General features: G+C 63.2%; 21 protein-coding genes. 3 read left to right on the top strand and 18 right to left on the bottom strand.

All coding sequences use genetic code 11. The features are described from left to right. Window positions 1-3 precede the first annotated feature (3 nt). From KAK11_RS08140 to trkA, 4 genes are all read right to left on the bottom strand, one after another. Window positions 4-1,998 (bottom strand): alpha/beta hydrolase family protein, encoded by a 1,995-nt coding sequence (locus KAK11_RS08140; protein WP_210808133.1) that lies wholly within the window; start codon window positions 1,996-1,998, stop codon window positions 4-6. 21 nt (window positions 1,999-2,019) lie between these two features. Further along, window positions 2,020-2,625, bottom strand: a complete 606-nt coding sequence (locus KAK11_RS08135) for a 2-hydroxychromene-2-carboxylate isomerase (protein ID WP_310737768.1) — start codon at window positions 2,623-2,625, stop codon at window positions 2,020-2,022. 82 nt (window positions 2,626-2,707) lie between these two features. After that, window positions 2,708-4,165: a TrkH family potassium uptake protein gene (locus KAK11_RS08130; RefSeq protein ID WP_375140675.1), complete on the bottom strand. Its 1,458-nt coding sequence runs from the start codon at window positions 4,163-4,165 to the stop codon at window positions 2,708-2,710. Between the two features lie 15 nt (window positions 4,166-4,180). Further along, entirely contained in the window at window positions 4,181-5,605 is a 1,425-nt protein-coding gene (gene trkA / locus KAK11_RS08125) for a Trk system potassium transporter TrkA (protein WP_210808131.1), read from the bottom strand. 72 nt (window positions 5,606-5,677) lie between these two features. Between trkA and KAK11_RS08120 the strand changes: the two genes are divergently transcribed. Both KAK11_RS08120 and KAK11_RS08115 read left to right on the top strand, forming a co-directional pair. Next, on the top strand, window positions 5,678-6,292 hold the full coding sequence (locus KAK11_RS08120) for a hypothetical protein (RefSeq protein WP_210808129.1): 615 nt from the start codon (window positions 5,678-5,680) through the stop codon (window positions 6,290-6,292). Between the two features lie 73 nt (window positions 6,293-6,365). Beyond that, window positions 6,366-7,268: an amino acid ABC transporter substrate-binding protein gene (locus KAK11_RS08115; RefSeq protein ID WP_210808127.1), complete on the top strand. Its 903-nt coding sequence runs from the start codon at window positions 6,366-6,368 to the stop codon at window positions 7,266-7,268. Between the two features lie 12 nt (window positions 7,269-7,280). Here KAK11_RS08115 and KAK11_RS08110 read toward each other — a convergent pair whose 3' ends face one another. From KAK11_RS08110 to KAK11_RS08045, 14 genes are all read right to left on the bottom strand, one after another. Next, entirely contained in the window at window positions 7,281-7,886 is a 606-nt protein-coding gene (locus KAK11_RS08110) for a chorismate--pyruvate lyase family protein (protein WP_210808125.1), read from the bottom strand. After that, window positions 7,883-9,019: an acyl-CoA dehydrogenase family protein gene (locus KAK11_RS08105; protein WP_210808123.1), complete on the bottom strand. Its 1,137-nt coding sequence runs from the start codon at window positions 9,017-9,019 to the stop codon at window positions 7,883-7,885. Before KAK11_RS08105 ends, KAK11_RS08110 begins: the two co-directional genes overlap by 4 nt. Further along, window positions 9,006-9,431 (bottom strand): DUF6841 family protein, encoded by a 426-nt coding sequence (locus KAK11_RS08100; RefSeq protein WP_210808121.1) that lies wholly within the window; start codon window positions 9,429-9,431, stop codon window positions 9,006-9,008. Before KAK11_RS08100 ends, KAK11_RS08105 begins: the two co-directional genes overlap by 14 nt. A 15-nt stretch (window positions 9,432-9,446) precedes the next feature. Beyond that, window positions 9,447-10,124, bottom strand: a complete 678-nt coding sequence (locus tag KAK11_RS08095; RefSeq protein ID WP_210808119.1) for an SDR family oxidoreductase — start codon at window positions 10,122-10,124, stop codon at window positions 9,447-9,449. Window positions 10,125-10,130: 6 nt separating this feature from the next. Continuing rightward, a complete protein-coding gene (locus KAK11_RS08090) occupies window positions 10,131-11,309 on the bottom strand; it encodes an acetyl-CoA C-acyltransferase (RefSeq protein WP_210808117.1) in 1,179 nt (392 codons plus the stop codon). Between the two features lie 32 nt (window positions 11,310-11,341). Beyond that, window positions 11,342-12,004, bottom strand: coding sequence for a carbonate dehydratase (gene can / locus KAK11_RS08085; protein ID WP_210808115.1), 663 nt, complete (start codon window positions 12,002-12,004; stop codon window positions 11,342-11,344). A 5-nt stretch (window positions 12,005-12,009) separates the two neighbouring features. Beyond that, window positions 12,010-12,459, bottom strand: coding sequence for a MerR family transcriptional regulator (locus tag KAK11_RS08080; RefSeq protein WP_210808113.1), 450 nt, complete (start codon window positions 12,457-12,459; stop codon window positions 12,010-12,012). Between the two features lie 613 nt (window positions 12,460-13,072). Next, window positions 13,073-14,005, bottom strand: coding sequence for a M48 family metallopeptidase (locus KAK11_RS08075; RefSeq protein WP_210808111.1), 933 nt, complete (start codon window positions 14,003-14,005; stop codon window positions 13,073-13,075). A 33-nt stretch (window positions 14,006-14,038) separates the two neighbouring features. Next, a complete protein-coding gene (locus KAK11_RS08070) occupies window positions 14,039-14,788 on the bottom strand; it encodes a lysophospholipid acyltransferase family protein (protein ID WP_210808109.1) in 750 nt (249 codons plus the stop codon). 13 nt (window positions 14,789-14,801) lie between these two features. Further along, the gene (gmhB, locus tag KAK11_RS08065; RefSeq protein WP_210808107.1) at window positions 14,802-15,386 is read right to left on the bottom strand and encodes a D-glycero-beta-D-manno-heptose 1,7-bisphosphate 7-phosphatase; all 585 of its coding nucleotides are present in this window, start codon (window positions 15,384-15,386) and stop codon (window positions 14,802-14,804) included. Between the two features lie 16 nt (window positions 15,387-15,402). Beyond that, the gene (gene glyS, locus KAK11_RS08060; protein ID WP_210808105.1) at window positions 15,403-17,544 is read right to left on the bottom strand and encodes a glycine--tRNA ligase subunit beta; all 2,142 of its coding nucleotides are present in this window, start codon (window positions 17,542-17,544) and stop codon (window positions 15,403-15,405) included. Between the two features lie 8 nt (window positions 17,545-17,552). Then, a complete protein-coding gene (glyQ, locus tag KAK11_RS08055; protein WP_210808103.1) occupies window positions 17,553-18,515 on the bottom strand; it encodes a glycine--tRNA ligase subunit alpha in 963 nt (320 codons plus the stop codon). A gap of 92 nt (window positions 18,516-18,607) precedes the next feature. After that, complete coding sequence (gene lnt, locus KAK11_RS08050) at window positions 18,608-20,128, bottom strand: apolipoprotein N-acyltransferase (protein ID WP_210808101.1); 1,521 nt, start codon at window positions 20,126-20,128, stop codon at window positions 18,608-18,610. Then, complete coding sequence (locus tag KAK11_RS08045) at window positions 20,125-21,030, bottom strand: CorC family transporter (protein ID WP_210808948.1); 906 nt, start codon at window positions 21,028-21,030, stop codon at window positions 20,125-20,127. The genes lnt and KAK11_RS08045 overlap by 4 nt, the downstream gene beginning before the upstream one ends. Window positions 21,031-21,157: 127 nt before the next feature. On the opposite strand from KAK11_RS08045, the gene KAK11_RS08040 reads away from it, so the two are divergent. Continuing rightward, entirely contained in the window at window positions 21,158-22,192 is a 1,035-nt protein-coding gene (locus tag KAK11_RS08040) for a CobW family GTP-binding protein (protein WP_210808099.1), read from the top strand. Window positions 22,193-22,245 lie beyond the last annotated feature (53 nt).

Below are 22,245 nucleotides of genomic sequence, written 5' to 3'. Positions count from 1 at the left end.
CGATCAGTTAGCGTGCTTGGCGAGGAAAGCCTCGACGCGCTTCCAAAAGTCTATGTGGGTCGCTTCAAGCATCCAGCTGTGGCCTTCGTCTCTATAAGTCACCCACTCCACCGGTGCCTTGCCAAGACGATTCAGCGCATCCCGCATCTTTTCGCCGTGCGGCAGAGGAACACGCTTGTCATCGGTGCCATAAGCCATCAAGACTGGCTTGGTGATGCGATGAGCTTGTTTGAGTGGCGAAGTCGCATCAAGTTGCGCTCTGTCTTTCTTTTGATCGCCAACCATTCGCGGCATGCCAAGCCGCAACCAATCTTCATCCGCGTCGGACCAGCCGATGTCATAGATCAGGTCAATATCAGTCACACCAACCCAGTTGATGCCTGCCCTGTAGAGGTCGGGCTCCTTGACCAAACCCATCATGGTGGCGTAGCCCCCATAACTAGCCCCGGCAATCACCAGTCGCTTGGGGTCGGCCAGCCCCTCTTTGACCGCCCACTGAGTCGCATCCGTCACATCGTCTTGCATGGCCAAGCCCCACTGCTTAAAGCTCCGCCGTACAAACTCAGATCCATATCCAAGGCTGCCTCGAAACTCTGGTTCAATGACCAAATAACCCCGTGAAGCCAAGAACTGAGCGTCTGGATCCCACCCCCAAGCCCCACCACGAACCCATGGTCCTCCGTGCACGAGTGTCACTGCAGGCCAAGGTCCTTTGCCCTGAGGCTTGGTAACGTAAACGGGCATCTGCAAACCATCTCGTGTCTTGACATACACAAGGTCTTGAGTGGCCATACGTTTGGAGTCAATCCAAGGTCGAGAAGCACCAATTAAAGAAAGCTTTTTTGCCGCGACATCAAACAAGAAATATACGAGCGGCTGTCGATCGGAATAGGCCGCCACCACAACATGCTTGGCCTGTACGCACTTGGTGCAACCGATCAAGTTATTCGTACCTGGCAACTGCCGGTCAATCTCTTCTTGCATGGCCTTCATGACAGGCTCAAACCAAACAACACCAGCGGCATCACTGACGTAGCTCACGCCCAATAGGCGACGGTCGTCACCATCAAACAAAGGTTGACCATTGAAGTCAAATCCCTTGACGGCAAAAACAGGTTCGCTTTCCTTTTGCTTCTTTTCGGGGTCGAAGCGATAGAGGGCGCGGGTTCGCATCTCGTCTTTGCGTTCAGCGGTCACGAACATTTGCCCTTTGCCATCGACGAAAGCGAGGTCGATAACCTCTTCTGAATCGGTGACAAAGGCGTCGTAATCCGTGAGAACCTCCCACTTACCCGCTTTCTTGTACAGCGTCTTAACTCGCCCATCCAGATAAGTCGTCACGAAAGAAGCTGCCGTCGCCGTGCGGTTGACGGCCCAACCTCGAGAGCCCTTTGGTGAGTCGTCTTCAATGACCTTGACCCCCTTGGTCTTGGTATTGAGCCGGATGGGACGCGAGTAAGTCGGTTCGCCGACATAGCTCAATCGGTCATACAACGTGCCAAGAACATCGTCGGAGCCATCTCCAATGGTGCGCACATAGACATGGTTGTATAGCAGTGGTCTTTTTGATGGGATGGGGTGATCTTGCTCCCCGTACTCGCGGGCAATCAACCATACAAACTCAGACCCATCCAGGTTAACTGCATAAAGACCGGCGCCCTTTTGCTCCCCCATGGTCGACTGCCTATCAGAAACGCGAAACACCAGCCTCGAGTTATTCACCCAATCGACGGTCGAAACGTCAGCATCCCTCATGTGCGCAACAACAGTCCACTTTTGAGGACTCTCGACAGAAGCCATGGCTAGCACCATGCGGTCGTCGCCCATCGTGGAAGGGGCGACAAAAGCCAGATGTTTCCCATCTGGAGACAAGGTAACACCCGCCAGCTTGGACTTTCTGAAAAAGTCTTCAACGGGTACTTTGTCTTGGGCTTGAGCGGTCTGCATTGCACCGCTCATCACCACCAACCCACACAACAGCAATGCCACAAATTTCATTGATGACTCCAACAAAAAAACTCAAAACGGCCCTTCGGCCAACCTACGTTCAATCTGTGCTTTTCGGTCATTGCCCCAGAACGGTTCGCCATCCACCACGAAGAAGGGGGCACCGAACAGGCCGGCGCGCAGCGCTTGCTCATTGGCCTCGCGCAAACGGTCCTTCCAGATCGGATCATTCCAAGCGGCTTCGGCGGCGGCAGCGTCCAAGCCGGAGGCTTGCGCCAACTCACGCAAAGCGCCCGGGTCGCTCAAGACCACGCCTTGGGTGAAATACGCCCGAAAGGCACTGCGTGCCCACTGTGCGGCTGGAGCATCACCCTGGGTGTCGTGCAACCACCAGAACACGCGGGCCGCGTGGTGGGTGGCAATGGGAAAGGGCGTCGGCTGCACATAGGGCACGCGCTCAAAACGGGCAGAGCGAGCGAAATCGTGCAGCGAGTACTCGCGCTTGAGCGGGTAGGCCACGGGACTCTTCAGCTCGGCCGCCGCAAAGGCCACGCCCAGCAAGATGGCGTGGCGGCGCACGGTGCGGCCATGTCGGGCCGCCAAGGCGTCGATCCACTCGTTAGCCACATAGGCATAGGGCGACGAGAAATCGAAGTAGAACTCGATGGCAGGTTTCACGATCCAACGATAAGCGCTGAGCAGCACTGCCGCCCAGCGGGCTTGCCCTGAATGCCCCTAGAAATGCCGCTCAAGTGGCCCTCTATTTGCGCCAGAACTGCGGCGTCAGCAGCACCAGCACCGAGAACAGCTCCAAGCGCCCCAGCAGCATGGTGAGTGTGCAGACCCAGGTTTGGAAGTCCGTCAGCCCTTGATAGTTGCCGGCGGGGCCAACCTGGCCAAGGCCCGGCCCGGTGTTGTTGATGCAAGCCACCACCGCCGTGAAAGCGGTGATCACATCGAGGCCGGACAGCAGCAAGAGCATGGTGGCGCCGATGGTGACCGCACCATAGATGAGCATGAAGGCCAGCACCGCGGACAACACCTCGTTGCCAACAACGCCGCCGCCCAAGGTGACGGGCTGCACGGCGCGTGGGTGCAGGATGCGGACCAACTCGCGCTTGGCTTGCTTGAGCAGCAACAAGCTGCGCACGAGCTTGATGCCACCGCCGGTGGAGCCGGCGCAGGTGGCAAAGCCGCAGAGGAAGAGCATGAATACCGGCACAAAAACGGGCCACTGCGCATAGTCGGTAGTGGCATAGCCCGTCGTGGTTGCAATGGACACGACGTTGAAGGCCGCAAAACGTAGTGCCTCTAAGGGCTCGGCGTAAGTCCCGTGCGCAAGCAAGACGCCGGCGATCAACAAGACCGACCCGAGCATCAAGCTCCAAAAACAGCGCGCCTCAAAGTCAGCCCATAGAGCCTTGAGACTCTTGCGACGCCAGGCCACAAAGTACAACGCGAAGTTGATACCGGCAGCCAGCATGAAAAACACAGCGACAGCCTCGATCAGAGGCGAGTTGAACGCGCCTAGGCTAGCGTCATAAGACGAAAAGCCGCCCAACGACACCGTCGTGCACATGTGCATGAAGGCATCTGCCCATCCCATGCCTGCCCACCGATAGGCCAGCAGGCAACTGACGCAAACCAAGAAGTACACCGCCCATAGACCTCGGGCCGTCTCTGCAATGCGGGGCGTCAGTTTCTGATCTTTCATCGGCCCCGGTGTTTCCGCTTTGAAGATTTGACTTCCGCCCACCCCCAGCAGAGGCAGAATCGCCACCGCCAGCACCAAGATGCCCATGCCGCCCAGCAACACCATGAAGCAGCGCCAGACATTGATGGACAAGGGCAACTGCTCCAGCCCGGTCAGCACCGTGCCGCAAGTGGTGGTCAAGCCTGACATGGCTTCAAAGTAGGCGTCGGTAAAGCTCAACCCGGGCAGTTGTAGCCACAGCGGCATCGCGCCGAAAACTGGCAGCACCGTCCAGACCAGGGTCACCAACAAGAAGCCATCACGCGGCTGCAGCTCGCGCCGGCTGTGGCGGGTGGCGAGGAACACCCACAGACCCGAGGCAAGGGTGATCGCGATGGACACCAGAAAAGCCTGCAAGGCCGCGTCGCCGCCCCACCACGCAAAGGCCGTGGGCACGCCCATGGCCAGGGCAAACATCATCAACACACCGCCCAGCACGGTGAACACGGGCGCAAAGTGAGCCACAACAGTCTCCGCGCTTTAGAAGAAGGTCGCGCCGACCTGGAACAGCTTTTCCACCTGGCGCAGCATGCGCTTGCGGGGCACGAAGACGATCACATGGTCCAAGCTTTGAATCACCGTGTCGTGGTGGGCCATCAGCACTTGCGGCTGCGCACCCTCGCCCGCCAAAGCGCCATCGGCCGTGTGCAGGCCTCGCACAATGGCGCCCACCTGCACGCCATGCGGCAGGTCCAGCTCATCGACGCGGCGCCCCACCATGCGGCAAGTGCGCGAATCGCCCCGCACCACCGCCTCCAAGGCCTCGGCCGCACCGCGCCGCAGGCTGTGCACCGCCTCCACATCGCCGCGCCGCACATGGGCCAGCAGCTCCCCAATCACCGCGCTGGCCGGTGAGAGCGCAATGTCGATTTGCGTGCCTTGCACCAGGTCTGCATAGGCCTTGCGGTTGATCAGTGCTAGCACCCGTTTAGCACCCATGCGCTTGGCCAGCAAGCAGGCCATGATGTTGTCTTCGTCGTCATTGGTCAGCGCGGCAAAGAGGTCCATGTCGCGGACGTTCTCGTCCTCCAACAGGTCTTCGTCGGTGCAGTCACCGTGCAGCACCAGGGCTTGCGAGCCCAACTGTGTGGCCAGATAGTCGCAGCGGTTGCGGTCTTGTTCAATCAGCTTGACCTGATAGTCGGCGCAGGCCTCGCGCGCCAGGCGCAAGCCCACCTTGCCACCGCCGGCCAGCATGACCCGCTTGACGGGTGGCAGCTCGGTTTGGCGCAGGGCAGCCAGCACAGCGGCAATATGCTCGGTGGCGGCCAGCACAAAGACCTCATCGCCGGGCTCGATCGCCGTTTGCCCATCCAGCGAGGGCATGACCCGGTCTTGCCGGTAAATGGCCACGACCCGCATGTCCAGACCAGGCGCCAGGGTCTGCACCTCGGCCAAGCGGTGGCCCACTAGCACACCACCGGGCACGGCCCGCACCACCATCAGGCTGACCAAGCCGTGGCCGAACTCCATGACTTGCAAGGCCTCAGGATAGGCAATCAGCTTGCGGATGGTGGCAGTGACGGAGGCCTCGGGGCAGATCACCTCATCCACCGCAAAACCGGTCTTGGCCATCAAGGCCGAGCCGGGCTCAAACTCACTGGAGCGCAAGCGCGCAATGGTGGTCGGCACATTGAACAGGTCATGCGCCACCTTGCAGGCCACGAGATTGGTCTCGTCTGACGACGCGCAGGCAATCAGCATGTCCGCATCGGCCACACCCGCTTGCTCCAGCACCGAGGGCTGAATGCCATTGCCCACCACGCCACGCAGGTCCAAGCGGTCTTGCAGCGGCCGCAAGCGCGCTGGGTCAGGGTCGATCACCGTGATGTCGTTCTTCTCGGAGACCAGGCTCTCGGCCACACTCTCCCCGACGCGGCCCGCGCCCAAGATGATGATGTTCATAGCCCCTGATGATACGGGGCAAGATTTGCGATGTGTCATGCGCAGCAGCGCCGCGCGCCTTAGCATGCCGCCATGACCCTGGACATCGCCCTTGCCGCCGTGGCGTTGAGCGTGGCGCTCGCCCTGCGCCCCTGGCGCGCCACGCCCGCCGAGGGGCCGCCGTGGCCCTGGCTGGCCTGGTGGGCAGTCATGCCGCTGCTGTGGGGGGCGGATCAAATCGCCCGCATTCCCTTGGTGCAGCCCATCGCCGGGTCTTGTCTTTTGGTGATGATGGCGGGCTGGCCCCTGAGTGTGCTGGCCATGGTGGGCGTGGCCGCCCTCACCGGCGTGGTGGCTGACTTGGGCTGGGTGGAGAGCCTCTCGCGCTTGGTGTGGCTGGGCTTGGTGCCCGCGACCTTGACCGTGGTCCTGGGCGCCTTGATCCGCCGCTGGCTGCCGCACCACCTCTTCGTCTACATCTTGGGCCGCGGCTTTTTTGCCAGCCTTTTGGCGATGAGCATGGCCGGCCTGCTGGCATGGCTGGTGCAAGGCCCGCCGGCCGGCGTGCAGGCCGAGGACTTGCTGTTGGGCCGCTGGCTCTCCGCCTGGGCTGATGCCTTTTTGACCGGCATGATGGTGGCGATTTTTGTCGCCTTCCGCCCGCAGTGGCTGGCCACCTACTCCGACGCACTCTATTTGCCGCGCTAGGCCAAGTCCTTCTTGGCAAGGCAGCCCCTCACGTGGCAGTATCTCGCCCCTTTGCAGTACCCGAGTGAGCATCATGCGCCAGCCCCGTCGCCTCTTTTATGGCCTGACCATCGCCTTGACCTTGGCGAGCCCCGTCACAGCGCAAGAGGGCAGCGCCTCCGTGCTGGAGCAGGTGCGCAAGAAGGGCAACCTGACCATCGCACATCGCGAGTCCTCGGTGCCGTTCTCCTTCTTGGGCCCCGACAAAAAGCCCATGGGCTATGCGGTGGACATCTGCCTGAAAGTGGCCGAGGCGGTGAAGAAGCAATTGGCCCTGAAGGACTTGCCCATCACCTGGCGTCAGGTCAGTGGGGCGGATCGTATTCAGGTCATCGAGTCACGCCAGGCCGAGCTGGAGTGCGGCTCCACCACCAACAACGCAGAGCGCCGTGCCAAGGTCGCCTTCACCGTGCCGCACTACATCACCGGCGCGCGCTACTTGGTCCGGGCGGACAGCCCCATCAAGGACCTGGCGGACTTTGAGGGCAAGCGTTTGGTGTCGACCAAGGGCACCACCCCCCTCAAAGCCATTGAGCGCGCCAACAAAGACCGGCTGCTGAAGATCCAGATTTTGGAGGCGCCGGACCACGCCAAGGCCGTGGAGATGGTGGCCAAAGGTGAGGCCGATGGCTTTGCGATGGACGATGTGCTGTTGTTCGGCCTGAGAGCCGCCAGCCCCAACCCGGAGAGCCTCAAGGTGGTGGGCAAGCTGCTGACCATTGAACCGCTGGCCATCATGCTGCCCAAGGATGACCCCGTCTTCAAGCGCTTGGTCGATGAGGAGTTGAAGCGCCTGATCCGCAGTGGCGAGGCCCAGGCCTTGTATGAGCGCTGGTTCATGAAGCCCATCCCGCCCAAGAACACGGCCTTGAACCTGCCGATGAACTACCTGCTCAAGGAGTTCTGGAAGTACCCGACGGACGTGGTGCCAAACTGAGGGGCAGCGGACTCAGGGGTGGGGCCAGTATTGGGCATGGGCCCCAAAGTACTCGCACACCAGCAGGGGCGCGCCATGAAAGTGGAACACCGAATGGCGGCGCCACCAGGGGCCGCTGGGTGATGCGCCAACCGCCCTCTCCCAAGCGTGGCCAACGCGCTGCGCCTCAGGCCCGCACAGGCGGCGGGCGCACAGCTCAGAGCGGGTGATGTCTCGCCGCATGAAGAGCAGCTCCGCCAGCGGCCGCTGGCCCAGGCCGCGAATGGCGCGCCATGGGCCGCGCGAGGCCTGTTGCGAGGTCACCGAGCGGGCATAGACCAAGGGCAGGCCTGCGCCATACAGCAGCACTTCGCGGGCATGCAATGGGGACGTGGCGGGCAGGCCCAACAAGGCGTGCTCATCACTCCAAGCGGGCTGCAGGCCTTGCGCCAGCCGGGCCACGGCCAGCGGCCCCATCGCCCGGTGCAGGCGCGCTGACAGCGAGCCGCGTGCCGCCAGCCAAGCGGCCAGCGTGGGCGATACCGGGCGCTCGCCGTGAAGGTGCACCAAGGCATCAGCGGCCGGCCTGTCGAGTCGCCGCTTCAAGCCGCGCAAGACCGCGGCATCGGCCGGCTTCATGCGTTGGCGAGGGCCCGGCCGATCAAGATCTTCTGCACTTCAGAGGTGCCTTCATAGATCTGGCAGACGCGCACATCGCGGTAAATGCGCTCGACGGGAAAGTCGCTGACATAGCCGTAGCCGCCATGCACTTGGATGGCCGCGGAGCAGACCTTCTCGGCCATCTCGCTGGCAAAGAGCTTGGCCATGGCCGCCTCTTTGAGGCAAGGCAGGCCGGCGTCCTTCAAGCTGGCCGCATGCCAGATGAGCTGGCGCGCGGCCTCGATCTGGGTGGCCATGTCGGCCAGCTTGTGCTGCACGGCCTGGTGCTCAAAGATGGGCTCGCCAAAAGCCACGCGCTCCTTGGCGTATTTGAGGGCTGCCTCAAAAGCCGCACGGGCCATGCCCACACTTTGGCTGGCAATGCCGATGCGGCCGCCCTCCAGGCCAGAGAGCGCGATCTTCAAACCCTGGCCTTCATCGCCCAGGCGGTTGGCCGCCGGGATGCGGCAGTTTTCGAACAAGATTTGCGCTGTGTCCGAGCTGTGCTGGCCCATCTTGTCTTCGATGCGCGCCACGGTATAGCCCGGCGTGGCCGTGGGCACCAGAAAGGCGCTGATGCCCTTCTTGCCTGCGGCTTTGTCGGTGACGGCCATCACGATGGCCACGTCGCCATTTTTGCCGCTGGTGATGAACTGCTTGACGCCGTTGAGCACGTAGTCGTCACCATCCCGCTGCGCGGTGGTGCGCAGGCCGCCCGCCTCGGAGCCCACATGCGGCTCGGTCAGGCAAAAGGCGCCCAGCATGTCGCCACGCGCCAGGGGCTTCAGAAAGCGCTGCTTTTGGTCCTCATTGCCAAAAGCCATCAAGATCGAGCAGACCGGGCAGTTGTTGACGCTGACCACGGTGGAGGTGCCGCCGTCACCGGCTGCGACTTCTTCCAAGATCAAGGCCAGCGCCAGGTAGTCCAGGCCCGCGCCGTCGTACTCGGTGGGCACGGCCACCCCGTAGCAGCCCAAGGCCGCCAAGCCCTTGAGCTCCAGCTCAGGAAAGTGGTGTTCCTTGTCCCAGCGCGCCGCATGGGGCGCAATCTGGTCTTGCACAAAAGAGCGCACGGCATCTTGAACGGCGCGATGGTCTTCACTGAGCAGCATAGGGCTTCATCTCCGACAGGTTTTCTTGGAATGCGGTGCACAGCAGCACTTGAGGGCCTTGCGGTCCGCGCATCAGGTGATAGTGAGTGTGAAAGGACTGGAGCGTTGAGCCATCTTGGCGACGGATCACCCAGTGCAGCAAGGCCGTGCTGTGTTGGGCACCCAGGTCTTGATGCGCCACGATGCGCCCCTCGGTGGCATGAAAGCCCGCCTGGGCATAGACACCGCACAGGGCGCGATGGTTAGCCCGCATGGGAGCCTCGTCAGGCCACCAAGTCAAAGCCCCCTGACCAGCGCGCTCATCCGCAATGCCCGACGGCGAGTGCCACAGGTCTGCCACCGCGTCGCCGTCCAGGGCATTGAAAGCCGCTTGGTAGCGCTGAACAAACTGCTCGACTTCTTGAAGACTCATGGCTTGGCTCGTGGGTCACCAAGGCAGCACTTGGCCGTCAATATCCAAGAGGCAGCCGTGGTGCTCGGCCTGCAAGCCCGCCATGTTCGCCCGCAGTTGCGTGGCGCTGTCTTCAGGGCTGAGGTCGGCCTCGGGCCCGCCCATGTCGGTGCGCACCCAGCCGGGGTGCAAGGCCACGCACAGGGCCTTGCCCTGCAACACCAAGGACGCATCTTTGAGCACTGAGTTCACCGCCGCCTTGGAGGCCCGATAGAGCCAACCCGAGGCATTGCTGCGCAGGCCCATGGAGCCCATGCGCGAAGAGATGATGGCCAGCCGGGCCTGCGGCGCTAAGGCTTCGGCCACTTGCGGCAACACCCGCATCGGGCCCAGCACATTGGTGTGCATGACCTGGTCGAAGTCGGCCTGGGTGGGAATGCTCAGCGCATCTTGGCGCGGGCCATAGACGCCGGCGTTGATGACCACCACCTCAAAGGCTTCACCGTCGATCTGCCAGGCCAAGCCTGAGGCGCTCACCGCGTCAGCGATGTCCAGCGTTAAGGCCTTGGCACCGAGCGCGCTAAGGCGGGCCAAGCCCGCCGCATCGCGCGCGGTAGCCACCACTTGGGCACCCGCGGCGCGGTACTGGCGCACCAGCTCCAAGCCAATGCCGCGCGAGGCGCCAATCACCAGGACCGACTGAGGGTGAGTCATGGTGCGTCAGAGCATCTCGACGGCCAGGGCCGTGGCTTCGCCGCCGCCAATGCACAGCGAGGCCATGCCGCGCTTTTTGCCTTGCTTTTTGAGCGCACCCAAGAGGGTGACGACGATGCGCGCACCCGAGGCGCCAATGGGGTGACCCAGGGCACAGGCGCCGCCGTGGACGTTGACGATTTCGTGCGGCAGCTTGAACTCGTGCATCGCGGCCATGGTCACCGCAGCAAAGGCCTCGTTGACTTCCCACAGGTCGACCTGCTCAGGCCCCCAGCCGGCCTTGGCCAAGGCCTTTTGGATGGCGCCGGCCGGGGCGGTGGAGAACCACTCGGGCGCTTGCGCATGCACGGCGTGCGAAACGATGCGCGCCACAGGTGAGAGGCCCATGCGCGCGGCGGTGGAGGCCCGCATCAGCACCAGCGCCGCAGCGCCATCAGAGATGCTGGAGGCATTGGCGGCGGTGATGGTGCCGTCTTTCTTGAAGGCAGGCTTGAGGCCAGCGATCTTGTCGAGCTTGGCCTTGAAGGGCTGTTCGTCGTGCTTGATCTGCACCTCGCCACCTCGACCGGCCAGGGTCACGGGGGCGATTTCCCAGTCGAAGCTGCCGTCTTCATTGGCCTGCTTGGCACGGGTGGTTGACGCAATAGCGAAAGCGTCTTGGGCCTCGCGGGTGAAGCCGTACTTCGCCACGCATTGCTCTGCAAAGACACCCATGGCCTTGCCGCGCTCGTAGGCGTCTTCCAGGCCATCCATGGCCATGTGGTCGAACATCTGGGTGGCGCCGTACTTCACGCCTTTGCGGGCGAACATCAGGTGCGGGGCGTTGGTCATGCTCTCCATGCCGCCGGCGACCAACACCTCCACGCTGCCTGCGGCCAGCATGTCATGGGCAAACATCATGGCGCGCATGCCCGAGCCACACATCTTGCTGAGCGTGACGGCACCGGCCGACTGCGGCAAGCCGGCCTTGAGCACCGCTTGGCGTGCCGGCGCTTGGCCCTGCCCAGCCATCAGGCAGTTGCCCATCAGCACTTCGTTCACGGCGTCGCCGGGCACGCCCGCGCGCTCGACCGCGGCCTTGATGGCCACCCCGCCCAGCTCCCAGGCCGGCAGGTTGGCAAAGTCACCCAAGAGACCACCGATGGGGGTGCGGGCGGCCGAAACAATGACGATGGGATCACTCATGAGAAAGCTCCTTCATTCACAGAGACAGGGGTTCAATCAGCCACATAGCGTTGGCGAATGCCGCGAAGCGCTTGCGCGTATGCCGCGTCCACGTCCTCGGCCGCTCGGGCGGTCATCTTCAAGTCGTCCAACAAGCCGTTGTGCAGGCCATAAACCCAGCCATGCACCACGATCTCCTGGCCACGGGCCCAGGCGTCGAGCACCACCGTGGTGGTGCAGACATTGCGCGCTTGCTCCAGCACGTTCAATTCGCACAAGGCATCGACCCGGCGCTCGGGGGGAATCTGCTCGAGCAAGGCCTGGTGCTGGTGGCGAACATCTTTGACATGACGCAGCCAGTTGTCGACCAAGCCTAGGCGCATATCGTTGAGCGCCGCCTTGACGCCACCGCAGTTGGAATGGCCCACCACGATGATGTGCTGCACCTTCAAGCCGTCAACTGCAAACTGAATGACGGACAAGGCGTTGAGGTCGGAATGCGCGACGACATTGGCCACATTGCGGTGGACGAATAACTCACCCGGTAAGAGGCCCACCAATTCATTGGCGGGCACGCGGCTGTCGGCGCAGCCAATCCACAGGTATTGAGGCGTTTGCTGCTCCAGCAGCTTGCTGAAAAACCCAGGCTCTTGGGCCTCGGTGCGCGCCGCCCATTGGCGGTTGCTTTCAAACAGTTCGGTCAGTTGGGTGGTCATAGGGCTCAGGTTTTGGGCCGCTTGGCCAAGAGGCTGCGGCAGCGCAATTCATGTTGTTCGATCTCGGCCAGCGTCACTTGAATATCCTCCAACTGCTGCTCCAACTGGCTGCGGTGGTTGGCCAGCACCTGCATGAAGGCCTCCAGTTGCGGCCGGGTGTCGGTGCCCGACTCGTACATGTCCACCAATTGCTTGATCTCTTGCAGACTCAGCCCCAATCGCTTGCCGCGCAAGGTGAGCTTGAGCCGAGTGCGATCTCGGTGGGTGTAGACCCGGTTACGGCCCGAGCGGGCAGGCTCCATCAGCCCCACATCTTCATAGAAGCGAATCGCGCGGGGCGTGATGTCGAACTCTTGGGCCAGCTCGGTGATGGTGAAGGTGCGAGGCTCGCCCCGGCTGTCGACCGAGTCGTCGGCGTCCGCAGCGCGGCGCGCTTGGCGGGAAGCAGTGGGCATGGTGGCAGCGATCAGTTGACGTTGACGTAAACGTCAGTCTACGTCATCTGTTCGCCGGACGGTCCACAGGGAGACCCTCAGAGGCGCGCTCGCCAGAGCCCGGTGAGAGGCAGCAGAAATAAGAAAGCCGATCAACTTGCGTTGACCGGCTTCCTCCCTCTTTGATGCCGCAGAAGCGTTTTAGTCCTCCCTGGACCTTCATCTAGCCTTGCGTGACAGCGGTGAAGAGAGTGTGCCCAGGGGGGGGTCAATCCACTATCCCCCTTTGGGGGGGGATGACAGGGGGCAAGGGCGTTTTCCGCAACAAAGTTGGCATCCGTCTCTCGATTCAGAGACATAAGATCAGCCAGGGCCTGTTAACACTACGGCAAGGGGACGCGTTGTGAGTCAAAAAGGGCGCAGGCAAGGCGCAAACCGCAGCCGGGCTATCCGCCCGGCGAGGATTTGCAACGCCGCTTGCGCCCTTTTTGGCCACAACCCGATGGGAAGCGGCGTATTGGGGTGCCCCTCGTCGTTGCAACGCTCGCCCGCACACGAGTGCGGGCAGCGCATTGCGCCTACATGGGCGCCCCAATTCGTCGCTTCGCGCCCCTTGCCGTAGTGTTAACAGGCCCTAGCCCAGTGGCGGCAACACGTCTTTCGCGAGGCTTTCGCGGGCGGTGGCGAAGTCGGGTACCACCGACCGCACCACCTCCCAAAAGGCCGGGCTGTGGTTCATTTCGCGCAGGTGGGCCAACTCATGCGCCACCACATAGTCGATCACTGGCAGGCCGAAATGGATCAAGCGCCAGTTCAGGCGAATGGCGCCATCGGCCGTGGCACTCCCCCAGCGGGTTTGGGCAGAGCTGAGGCTCAGGCGCTTCATGGTCACCCCCAGCGCCATCGTAAAGTGTTGGCAACGCGCTTCGAAGACCTGTTTGGCCTGACGCTGCAGCCAGCTTTGGACGACATCGCGGATCTGTTGGGGCTCAGCACTGAGTGGCAGGGCCAAGTGCAGAGCTTGGCGTGGCTCACCCGCTGGGGCGTCTGGTATTGACTGCAAGTGAGCACTAGCACCAGATGCATTCAGCACCAAGCGCAAGGGTTCGCCCAAGAACGGCAAGGTCGCCCCATCGCGCCATTCGATGCGCGAGGACTCCAGGCGCTTGCGACGCTCTTGCTGCTCGGCCAATTTGCGCAGCAACCAAGCCGATTTCTCGCGCAAGAGCTTGTCGATCTCGCTTTGCCCCACCCAGCGCGGCGCAGTCACCACCAGGCCATCAGCGCTGACCACAAAGCCCACCGACTTGCGGCGTGCGCGTTTGAGCTGGTAGGCCACCAGCGACTCGCCCAGCAGGATCTCGCGGTCGGCTTGCGGGTGGCGGTGGTCCACGGTGCCCGGCGCATGCGGGGCCAGCGTGGTCAGACGCGGATGCTCCGGTGCCGGCGGGCGAGGCGGCTGTGCCGGGGCTTGCGACAGCGGCGTTGGTGCCGCGGTCGGTTTTTCTGCTGGCTCCAGCAGTGCGTCGAACAGCGAAAGTTGAAGGGGCAGCCGAAACCGAGACATGGCCGAAATTCTAGGCGGGCCCCACCCTGGCCTTCAGTAGGCGGCGGGGTCCAGGCGGCGCATCTCGGCCTCGATCCAGGTCTCGACCTCGCGCATCAACTCATCCGCTTGACGGCCTTCTGAGGAGATGGGGCGGCCAATGGAGACATCGATGGTGCCGGGCTTCAGCAAAAAGCTCTTGCGCGGCCAACACACGGCGGAAGTCACCGCAATGGGCACGATGGGTTTGCCCGCCGCAATGGCCAGGCGCGAAGCGCCGGATTTGTAGACGCCTTGCTCGCCCCGCGCTGCCCGTGTGCCTTCCGGGAACATGATGACCCAGTTGCCTTCGGCCATGTAGCGCTTGCCCTGCTCCGCCACTTTGTTCCAAGCTTCGGAGCGCTTGCTACGGTCGATGTGGATCATGTCCATGCGGGCCATGGCCCAGCCAAAAAACGGAATCCACAGCAACTCGCGCTTGAACACATAGCACAGCGGATGCGGCATCAAGGCCGGGAAGGCAAAGGTCTCCCAGGTGCTTTGGTGCTTGGAGGCCAAGATCACCGCATCGCGGGCATGGGCCGCGTCGGGCACGTTCTCCATGCCGTGAACGCGATAGTGCACGCCACAAATAGCGCGCGCGCCCCAAATAGAAAGCTTGAGCCAGCCGGCGCACATCCAGTAGATGCGCGTGCCACTCAAGACCACGGAGGCCAAGACCACTGCGGTGGCCCAAGGAATGACGGTGGCCGTTAAAAAGGCAATGTAGAGCGCTGAACGCAGCGCCGAGAGCAGTCGTTGCATGGCTTTCTTGTTATCAATGTCCGGTGCGCGGGTTTGCGTCACGCTCCAACAGGTGATGGGCAAAGGCCATCAAGTCATCGTGCACCAAGGCGCCTGGCGCAGCGGCCAGCCATTGGGCCACTTCTTCGGGCTGAACCCGGCTGGCACGGCCCGTCCGCACCAAATGCGGTGGGCAGCCAGCGGCCAGGGCGGCCTCTAAATCGCGTGGGGTGTCCCCCACCATGGGCACATTCTTCAAGTCCACGCCATAGCGGCTGGCGATCTCGTGCATCAAGCCCGGTGCGGGCTTGCGGCACTCGCAGTGCTCGTGCGCAGGGTGGGGGCAGAAGAACACCGCATCGATACGCCCTCCCTTGGCCGCCAAGAGCTTCATCATGTGCACGTGCACCGCATTGAGCGAGCTCATGTCCACCAGGCCGCGGCCAATGCCGCCTTGGTTGGTGGCAATCACCACATGCCAGCCGGCATGGTTGAGCTTGGCCACCGCCTCCAGGGCCCCCGGCAGCGGCTCCCATTCCGACGGCTCTTTGACGTGGTCCTCGCGAAAGCGGTTGAGGATGCCGTCGCGGCCGATGATGATGAGCTTGGGGGCTTGCATGGCGCAGGGCCTGGGCTCAGCTGGCCAGCGCGGCCAAATCGGCCACGCGGTTCATGGCCTGGTGCAACTGGTTCAGCAAGGCTTGGCGGTTGGCGCGCAAAGCGGCGTCGTCCGCATTGACCATCACCCCATCAAAGAAGGCATCCACCGGTGCCTTCAGCGCCGCCAGCGCCGTCAGCGAGCCGGCATAGTCATGCTGTTCAAACAGCCGGTCGGCGGCAGGGCCCACCTGCGCCAGCGCCGCCTGCAGCGCGGCCTCAGCAGGCTCCTTCAGCAGTGCCTCAGAGACCACGGTGGGCAGCTCGCCCTCCACCTTCTTCAGGATGTTGCCGACGCGCTTGTTGGCGGCCGCCAATGAAGCCGCCTCCGGCAAGGCCGCAAAGCTGCGCACCGCCGCCAAGCGCTTGGGCACATCGCCCAGACGCGCGGGTTTGAGCGCCAGCACAGCCTCGACCTCTTGGGCGCTGTAGCCCTGGTCGCGCAAGGAGACGGCCAGGCGGTCACTCATGAAGCTGCTCAAGGCTTCCACGGGGTTGCTGATCAACTCGCCAAAGGCGGGCACAGCACCGTTCAGCAACTCGGGCAGGTTCAGCGGCAGGTTCTTCTCAACCAAGATGCGGATCACGCCCAAGGCATGCCGGCGCAGCGCGAAGGGGTCTTTGTCGCCGGTGGGCAGTTGGCCAATGCCAAACAGGCCGACCAAAGTTTCGAGCTTGTCGGCCAGCGCCAGCACGGTGCCGGTGTGGTTGCGCGGCAGCGCGTCGCCGGCGAAGCGCGGCTTGTAGTGGTCTTCAATAGCAATGGCCACGCCGTCGCGCAGACCTTCGTGCCGGGCGTAGTAGCCCCCCATGATGCCTTGCAACTCAGGGAACTCGCCCACCATGTCGGTCAGCAGGTCGGTCTTGGCCAACAAGGCCGCTTGCTGCACCTTGCTGTCCAGCACATCAAACTCGTCTTTGGCTTCGGCCGTGTAGGGCACGGTGGCCATGCGCAGCTGCTTGACGATCTCATGCGCGATGGCGCGCACGCGCTCGGCGCGATCACCTTGGGTGCCCAGCTTGCCGTGATACACCACGCGCGCCAAACCCGGGACACGGCTCTCCAGTGTCTTCTTACGGTCTTGGTCGAAGAAGAACTTGGCGTCGGCCAAGCGCGGGCGCACCACGCGCTCATTGCCTTGGATCACCGCGCTGGCGTCGGCCGGCGCAATATTGCTGACGATGAGGAACTTATTCGTCAACTTGCCTTGGCTGTCCAGCAGCGGGAAGTACTTCTGATTCGCCTTCATGGTCAAGATCAGGCACTCTTGGGGCACGCCCAAGAATTCCTTCTCGAACTGGCAGGTCAGCACATTCGGGCGCTCGACCAAGGCCGTGACTTCATCCAACAAGGCCTCGTCGTCAATCGGCTTGAGGCCTTCCTTGGCGGCTGCGGCGGCCAACTGCCGCACGATCTCAGCGCGGCGCTCGTCAAAGCTCGCAATGACTGCACCTTGCTCGCGCAAGGCTTGGGCATAGTGGTCGGCGTGGCTGATCTCCACCACGGCCTGCGCCGCCTCAAAGCGATGGCCCAGGGTGCTGCGGCCGGCCTGCAGGCCCAAGACCTGCAGCGGGACAACTTCTGCGCCATGCAGCGCCACGAGCTTGTGGGCGGGGCGCACAAACTTCACATCGCTCCAACCATCGGCCAATTGGTAGGTCATGACCTTGGGAATGGGCAGCTTGGCCAGCGCTTCGTCCAAGGCCTTTTGCAAGCCCTCGGCCAAGCTGGCGCCGGGCACGACGCTGTCCAAGAACAGCGCTTCAGCCTTGCCATCGGGCAAACGCTTGAGTTGAGGCAGCACGGAGGCATCGGCCCCGACCGAGGCCAGCTTCTTGAGCAAAGCCGGCGTCGCCTGGCCTTCCGCATTCAAGGCCACGGCCACGGGCATCAGCTTGATCTGCTGGGCCTTGTCCGCAGCCTTGGGGGCGACAGCCGCCACATGCACGCCCAAGCGACGCGGCGAGGCAAACGAGGTGACAGCCGCATCGGCCGCCGCCAGGCCTTGGGCCTTCAGGCTGGCGGCCAGCGTGGCGGCGAAGGACTCACCCAGCTTTTTGAGTGCCTTGGGGGGCAGCTCTTCAACGAACAGTTCAACGAGGAGGTTTTGCGTGCTCATGGTGGGTCTCAGGCCTGCGCTTTGGGGCTGTCTTTTTGGGCGGCTTGCTCGGCTTTAGCGGCCTTGGCGGCGAGCTGGGCGATGACTTCTTCACCCCAGGCCTTGGGCGCCATGGGGAAGCCCAGCCGCGCGCGGCTGTCGAGGTAGCTCTGGGCCACGGCGCGGGCCAGGTTGCGGATACGGCCGATGTAGGCCGCCCGCTCGGTGACGCTGATGGCGCCACGGGCATCCAAGAGGTTGAAGGTGTGTGCGGCCTTGAGCACCTGCTCATACGCCGGCAGGGCCAACTGCTGGCTCATCAGGTGCTGGGCATTGCCCTCGTGCGCGCCAAAGGCCTGCAGCAAGAACTCGACATTGCTGTGCTCGAAGTTGTAGGTTGATTGCTCCACCTCGTTCTGCAGGAACACATCGCCATAGCTGATGCCCGGCGCATAGACCAGGTCGTAGACGTTTTCCACGCCTTGCAGATACATGGCCAGGCGCTCCAGGCCATAGGTGATCTCGCCAGTGATGGGCTTGCAGTCGATGCCGCCGACCTGCTGGAAGTAGGTGAACTGGGTCACCTCCATGCCGTTGAGCCAGACCTCCCAGCCCAGACCCCAGGCGCCCAGCGTGGGGTTCTCCCAGTCGTCCTCGACAAAGCGCACATCGTTCTTCTTGAGATCAAAGCCCAGCGCCTCCAGCGAGCCGAGATACAGCTCCAAGATGTTGGCCGGCGCGGGCTTGAGCACCACCTGGTATTGGTAATAGTGCTGCAAGCGGTTAGGGTTTTGGCCATAGCGGCCGTCCTTGGGGCGACGGCTGGGCTGCACATAGGCGGCCTTCCAGGGCTCGGGGCCCAAGGCCCGCAAGAAGGTGGCGGTGTGGCTGGTGCCGGCGCCGACCTCCATGTCATAGGGCTGCAGCAGGGCGCAACCCTGGGCATCCCAATAGGCTTGGAGCTTCAGAATGATTTGCTGGAAGGTGAGCATCGTGCGGCCAGGGTTCTTGTGGGGCAGAGGACGACAGGGCGTGCAGCCCCCATCGATCAGGGAGGGGTGATTCTAAGGCGGTGGGGGCCGGCTCAAGGGGCGCGTCGGCGCCGCACCCATGCCGGCAACACGCACAGCAGCGCCAGCGCCCAGAGCGGCCACAAGCCGGCACGCGCCACCCAGCGCGCATACGGGGTCTCCCCCAACCGCCCTTCGACCTGGGCCTCCAAGATGCCGGTGGTCCAAGCCGGCAAGCTGGCGGTGACCTCGCCGCGGTGGTTGATGACCCCCGTCGCCCCGGTGTTGGTGGCGCGGATGAAGGGCCGCTGGAACTCTATCGCCCGCATGCGCGAGAACTGCTGGTGCTGCTCTTGCACCATGTGGCGGCCAAACCAGGCCAGGTTGGTGGCATTGGCAAACAGGGTGGCGGCGTCTGGCCCCAGCACGCTGTGGGCAAAGTCTTCACCAAACAAGTCTTCGTAGCAGATCAAGGGGCGCACGCGCTGGCCGCCAATCGCGAAGGGGGCTTCTTGCTGACCGCTGGCCTGGTCGCCCAGCGGGATGCGCATCAGGTCCACAAACCAACGGAAGCCCGGCGGCACAAACTCGCCAAAGGGTAAGAGGTGGCGTTTGCCATAGGCATAGTCTTCGCCCGAGCCGGGCGAGATGCCCGCCAAGGAGTTCACCCAACCGCTGTCATCACTGCCCAAGAACGTGCCAATCAAAGCACCTCGGTTCTCTGAGCGGCGAATGGGCGCCGTCAGCTCAGCCCAATAGCTGGGGTCGAGCAGGTCGCGCGGCACCGACAACACCGACTCCGGCGTCAGCACCAACTGCCCCCGCGCGGCCTGCATCTGCTCGGACAAGGCCTGCATATTGCCCGCCAAACGATCAGGGTCGAACTTGATGTGCTGCGGCACATTGGGCTGCAGCAGGCTGACGCTCAACACGCCGGCGGACGTGGTGAACTCAGACACCCCCGCCCAGCGCGGCACCGCAGCCAACAGCAGGGGCAAGAGCAACCCCGCGAGCACCCCAAGCGAGCGGTGGCGCAGCAATCGCCCCAAGCACGCCGCACTCAGCGCTGCCAGCGCCCCCATGCCATAGACCCCGACCCAAGGCGCCCAGCCGGCCAGCGGGCCGTCGGTGTGCACATAGCCCGAGGCAATCCAGGGAAAACCGGTGAACCACTGGGCACGCGCCAACTCGGCGGCCAGCCAGGCCCCGGCAAAGAGCAAGGCGTCCGACAGGGGCGCGCCACTGCGCCAGCGCGCCACCGCCGCCATCGCCAAAGCCAGATACAGCGACAGCGCCGCCGCCAGCAACACCACCGCGGTGACGGACAGCGGTGCCGGCATGCCGCCGAACTCATGCATGCTGATGTGCAGCCACCACAGGCCCGCCGACAACCAGCCCACGCCAAAACACCAGCCCCACCACGCCGCGCGTTTTGGTGAGGCCTGTAGCACCAGTTCTGCCAACAAGGCCAGCAAGGGCCATTGCAGCACCCACCAGCCCCATGGCGCAAAGGCCAAATTGTGCGCCGCGCCAGCGAGGCACAGCGCGAGCCCGCCACCCCAGAACGAGGTGCGCGAGGTGACGGCGGCCCTCATGAAGTGGAGGACGAGCCAGCGTCCAAGCGGCGCACGCGGAACCAGCGCACAGCGCCACCACGGGTCAACATCACCGTGAAGGCCAAGCCGCCGCACTCCACCGTCTCACCGCGGCGCGGCACATGGCCGAGTTGGTGGGCAATCAGCCCGCCAATAGTGTCAAAGTCTTCGCTGGAGAACTCCACACCAAAGGTCGAGGCCACCACCGCGATGTCGGCGTCACCAGCCACGCGGTGGCTGCCATCGGCCAAGGTGTAGATGCCACTCTCCGCATCGGCATCGTCGAACTCGTCTTCAATCTCGCCGACGATTTCTTCGAGCACATCCTCAATGGTGATCAAGCCAGCCGTGGTGCCGAACTCGTCGATGACGATGGCCAGGTGGTTGCGGTTGGAGCGGAAGTCCCGCAGCAACTCGTTCAAGCCTTTGGACTCGGGCACAAACACCGCCGGGCGCAGCAAGGTGCGCAGGTTCAGCTCAGGCGCCCGCTGCAGCTTGAGCAAGTCCTTGGCCATCAAGATGCCAATGATGTTGTCGCGACCGTCCTCGGTGACTGGAAACCGCGAATGGCCGGTCTCAATGACGGTGGCCAGCAGTTCTTCATACGGGGCGTCAATGTCCAGCACATCCATGCGCGGCGCGGCCACCATGACGTCACCGGCCACCATGTCGGCCATGCGCAGCACGCCTTCCAACATGGCTCGGCTTTGCGGCTCGATCAAATCGCGCTGTTCGGCTTCAGCCAGCGTCTCAATCAGCTCATCTTTGGAGTCTGGCCCGGGTGAAATGAACTCCACCAAGCGCTCGAACAAGCTGCGTTTATCGCCGTGGGCCGCCTCACCGTGGCGGTGCTGCGGGCCGTGGCCGCCTCGTGGCGGCCTAGAAGACTGAGGTTCGGACACAAACGGGTGCCGGGAGTTGAGTTCCAGCAAGAATACTCCATCTGCTTGACAATCACGCCCTTGGCCACCCGGCAAGGGCGCCGCCCACGCCGCCCTCGGCCTTCCTGATTCTTCTAGAGAACTCACCATGTCCCTGATTCCAGCCACCATCCTCACCGGCTTTTTGGGCTCCGGCAAAACCACACTGCTCAAGCGCGTGCTCTCGGAGAGCCACGGGCAAAAGATCGCGGTCATCGAGAACGAATTCGGCGAAGAGAACATCGACACCGACATCTTGGTCACCGAGACCGAAGAGCAGATCATCCAGATGAGCAACGGCTGTGTCTGCTGCACCATCCGCGAAGACTTGCGCACCACTTTGGCCGAGTTGGCGGCCAAGCGCCGCAAGGGCGAGCTGGACTTTGAACGGGTCGTGATCGAGACCACCGGCCTGGCCGACCCCGGCCCCGTGGCCCAGACCTTCTTCATGGATGACGAGGTGGCCGAGAGCTATGTGCTGGACTCCATCTTGACCCTGGTGGATGCTAAACACGCCCAAACCCAGCTCGACGAGCGCCAAGAAGCGCGCCGCCAGGTGGGCTTTGCCGACCAGATCTTCATCAGCAAGACCGATTTGGTGGACGCCGCCAGCGTGGACGCCCTGAAGCACCGCCTCAAGCACATGAACCCCCGCGCGCCGCAGCACCAGGTTCATTTCGGCGAGGTGCCCATTGCCAGCGTGTTTGACCTGCGTGGCTTCAATTTGAATGCCAAGCTGGACATCGACCCTGACTTCCTCAGCGAAGGCCACGGTCATGACCACCACCATGATCACGACCATGAGCATGGCGAAGACTGCGACCACCCGCACCACCATCACCATGATGACGATGTGAAGTCCTTTGTTTTCCGCACCGACAAGGCGCTCTCACCCACCAAGCTCGAAGACTTCCTGGGCGCCATCGTGCAGGTCTACGGCCCCAAGATGCTGCGCTACAAGGGCGTGTTGTGGCTCAAAGGCTCCGAGCGCAAGGTCATCTTCCAAGGTGTGCACCAGCTCATGGGCAGCGACTTGGGCCCCAAGTGGGCGCCCGGCGAGGCCAAAGTGAGCAAGATGGTGTTTATTGGCATCGATTTGCCCAAAGATATTCTTTTGCAGGGCCTGGAGGGTTGTTTGGCATGACAAATGCCAGGGTCTGTGCGCAGAATGTCCGCTCCCAGCTGGTGCTGATGGGG

Origin of the sequence: Ideonella paludis (assembly GCF_018069865.1) — a bacterium.
Lineage (GTDB): Bacteria > Pseudomonadota > Gammaproteobacteria > Burkholderiales > Burkholderiaceae_C > Ideonella > Ideonella paludis.
Note: the sequence above shows the minus strand (reverse complement) of the source record. Positions and strands in the feature narration are given on the sequence as shown.

Excerpts from the sequence above, each read along its gene's own strand:
- KAK11_RS08115 (WP_210808127.1), top strand. The coding sequence starts at position 6,366 with ATGCGCCAGCCCCGTCGCCTCTTTTATGGCCTGACCATCGCCTTGACC.
- glyS (WP_210808105.1), bottom strand. The coding sequence starts at position 17,544 with ATGAGCACGCAAAACCTCCTCGTTGAACTGTTCGTTGAAGAGCTGCCC.
- KAK11_RS08090 (WP_210808117.1), bottom strand. The coding sequence starts at position 11,309 with ATGAGTGATCCCATCGTCATTGTTTCGGCCGCCCGCACCCCCATCGGT.
- KAK11_RS08095 (WP_210808119.1), bottom strand. The coding sequence starts at position 10,124 with ATGACTCACCCTCAGTCGGTCCTGGTGATTGGCGCCTCGCGCGGCATT.
- KAK11_RS08120 (WP_210808129.1), top strand. The coding sequence starts at position 5,678 with ATGACCCTGGACATCGCCCTTGCCGCCGTGGCGTTGAGCGTGGCGCTC.
- KAK11_RS08105 (WP_210808123.1), bottom strand. The coding sequence starts at position 9,019 with ATGCTGCTCAGTGAAGACCATCGCGCCGTTCAAGATGCCGTGCGCTCT.
- KAK11_RS08070 (WP_210808109.1), bottom strand. The coding sequence starts at position 14,788 with ATGCAACGACTGCTCTCGGCGCTGCGTTCAGCGCTCTACATTGCCTTT.
- KAK11_RS08100 (WP_210808121.1), bottom strand. The coding sequence starts at position 9,431 with ATGAGTCTTCAAGAAGTCGAGCAGTTTGTTCAGCGCTACCAAGCGGCT.
- KAK11_RS08140 (WP_210808133.1), bottom strand. The coding sequence starts at position 1,998 with ATGAAATTTGTGGCATTGCTGTTGTGTGGGTTGGTGGTGATGAGCGGT.
- KAK11_RS08040 (WP_210808099.1), top strand. The coding sequence starts at position 21,158 with ATGTCCCTGATTCCAGCCACCATCCTCACCGGCTTTTTGGGCTCCGGC.
- KAK11_RS08080 (WP_210808113.1), bottom strand. The coding sequence starts at position 12,459 with ATGCCCACTGCTTCCCGCCAAGCGCGCCGCGCTGCGGACGCCGACGAC.
- gmhB (WP_210808107.1), bottom strand. The coding sequence starts at position 15,386 with ATGCAAGCCCCCAAGCTCATCATCATCGGCCGCGACGGCATCCTCAAC.
- lnt (WP_210808101.1), bottom strand. The coding sequence starts at position 20,128 with ATGAGGGCCGCCGTCACCTCGCGCACCTCGTTCTGGGGTGGCGGGCTC.
- KAK11_RS08075 (WP_210808111.1), bottom strand. The coding sequence starts at position 14,005 with ATGTCTCGGTTTCGGCTGCCCCTTCAACTTTCGCTGTTCGACGCACTG.
- can (WP_210808115.1), bottom strand. The coding sequence starts at position 12,004 with ATGACCACCCAACTGACCGAACTGTTTGAAAGCAACCGCCAATGGGCG.
- glyQ (WP_210808103.1), bottom strand. The coding sequence starts at position 18,515 with ATGCTCACCTTCCAGCAAATCATTCTGAAGCTCCAAGCCTATTGGGAT.
- trkA (WP_210808131.1), bottom strand. The coding sequence starts at position 5,605 with ATGAACATCATCATCTTGGGCGCGGGCCGCGTCGGGGAGAGTGTGGCC.
- KAK11_RS08110 (WP_210808125.1), bottom strand. The coding sequence starts at position 7,886 with ATGAAGCCGGCCGATGCCGCGGTCTTGCGCGGCTTGAAGCGGCGACTC.